Origin of the sequence: uncultured Campylobacter sp. (assembly GCF_937949835.1) — a bacterium.
In the GTDB taxonomy this organism is placed as follows: Bacteria; Campylobacterota; Campylobacteria; order Campylobacterales; family Campylobacteraceae; genus Campylobacter_B.
The window spans coordinates 1-1,619 of record NZ_CALEDC010000008.1; the positions used below are offsets into that span (position 1 = coordinate 1).

The following is a 1,619-nucleotide window of genomic DNA, read 5'->3' on the forward strand; positions in this document are numbered from 1 at the left end:
CTTTTTTTATCGAAAGGCTCAAAGCAATCCGCGATCGCGTCCTCATCCAGCACCCGCACCAGCGCCGCTACGTCGGGAATCGTCTCGCAGTCGAATACGCAGATATAATCCTTTTTCATCAAGCTCCTTCCTGGCGGTTTTTACCGCTTTTTTCAAAAACGGCTCTGAAATAATCCTCTATCTCCATGCCGTTTTTAGGTACGCGCCTAATAGAGCTCCTCGCTCATCCGAGGTTCTCATAACCGCTTCCAACCTTAAAATTTTACGCTGCCGTATTTTCGCGGCAAAAGGGGCGTGCGCGGAGGCGCGGCAAATTTCGCTACCGCCCGCCGCGGCGTAATTACCGTGCAAAAGCGCGCCGGTCGTTAAATTTATCCTTCGATCAAGCGCTTGATACCCGGCAAAAGCTCGCCGGATGCCTCGCAAATCCTGCTTCGCAGCACGCTAAAATCGCCGCAGTAATCGCCCAGAAGCTGCAAAATATCGTCTCTGATAGCTTGCGAGCGCTCGCTCAGAAGCAGCTCCTGCAAAAGGGCGAAAATTTCGCTCTCATGCGCCAGCGTGCAGCCGTAGTAGGGATCAAGGTAATAATCTAGACACAACAGAAGCGAGGCTTTCTCGGCCTCGTCATCACCTCGCAAAACGGCGGCGATACCCTCTACGCCGCCCTCTACTATGGCTTTGTGCCTAGCCTCGTAATATATACCGTGCGCGTCAAATTTTGCCCTTTTTGCACGCCGCTTATTCGGCCTTGGCCGCGTCCCACGCGAGGATCGTCTTACCCTCAGCGTCGGTAGCCACGTCGCACATACCCATGACGTTGTAGCCGCAGTCTACGTAGTGTACCTCGCCCGTCACGCCGCTAGCAAGGTCGCTGAGTAGATACATCGCGCTTTTACCGACGTCTTGCGTCGTGACGTTGCGTTTTAGCGGCGCGTTGATCTCGTTGTAGCGTAAAATCATCCTAAAGTCGCCTATTCCGCTTGCGGCAAGCGTCTTGATCGGGCCAGCGCTGATCGCGTTTACGCGGATACCGCGCGCGCCTAGATCGTGAGCGAGGTAGCGCACGGAGCTTTCAAGCGCTGCTTTTGCGACGCCCATGACGTTGTAGTGAGGCACGAATTTCGGCCCTCCGAGGTAGGTTAGCGTGAGCACCGAGCCGCCCTCTTTTAGCACCGGCAGCACCGCGCGCGTGAGGCTTAGTAGCGAATACACGCTCGTGCCCATCGCGATGTCAAAGGCCTCTTTGGTCGTATTTACGAACTCGCCCTCTAGCGCTTCTTTCGGCGCATAGGCCACGGCATGCACGACGAAATCTATCTCGCCAAGGTCTGCTTTGATGCGATCCGCAAGCCCATCTAAGTGAGCTGGGTTGTTTACGTCAAGCTCATAGACGAATTTGCTTCCAAACTCCTCCGCGATCGGTTCTACGCGTTTTTTTAGCGCGTCGTTTAGATAGGTAAACGCCATCTGCGCACCCTGTTCGTGACAAGCTTCGGCGATGCCGTAAGCGATAGATTTGGCGTTAGCGACGCCGACGATGAGGCCCTTTTTGCCTTTTAAAATCATTATTTCTCCTTTAAAATTTGCTTGGCTTTTGAGCGTCTTTGAATGGGTTT

The 1,619-nt window shown here is 53.9% G+C and carries 2 protein-coding genes; both read right to left on the reverse strand.

The window, feature by feature from the left end; all coding sequences use genetic code 11:
• Positions 1–371 precede the first annotated feature (371 nt).
• Positions 372–641, reverse strand: a complete 270-nt coding sequence (locus Q0256_RS00160; protein ID WP_297958939.1) for a hypothetical protein — start codon at positions 639–641, stop codon at positions 372–374.
• A gap of 100 nt (positions 642–741) precedes the next feature.
• Entirely contained in the window at positions 742–1,569 is an 828-nt protein-coding gene (gene fabI, locus Q0256_RS00165; protein ID WP_297958941.1) for an enoyl-ACP reductase FabI, read from the reverse strand.
• Between the last annotated feature and the right edge of the window lie 50 nt (positions 1,570–1,619).

Coding starts and splice junctions, on each gene's coding strand:
- fabI (WP_297958941.1), bottom strand. CDS start 1,569: ATGATTTTAAAAGGCAAAAAGGGCCTCATCGTCGGCGTCGCTAACGCC.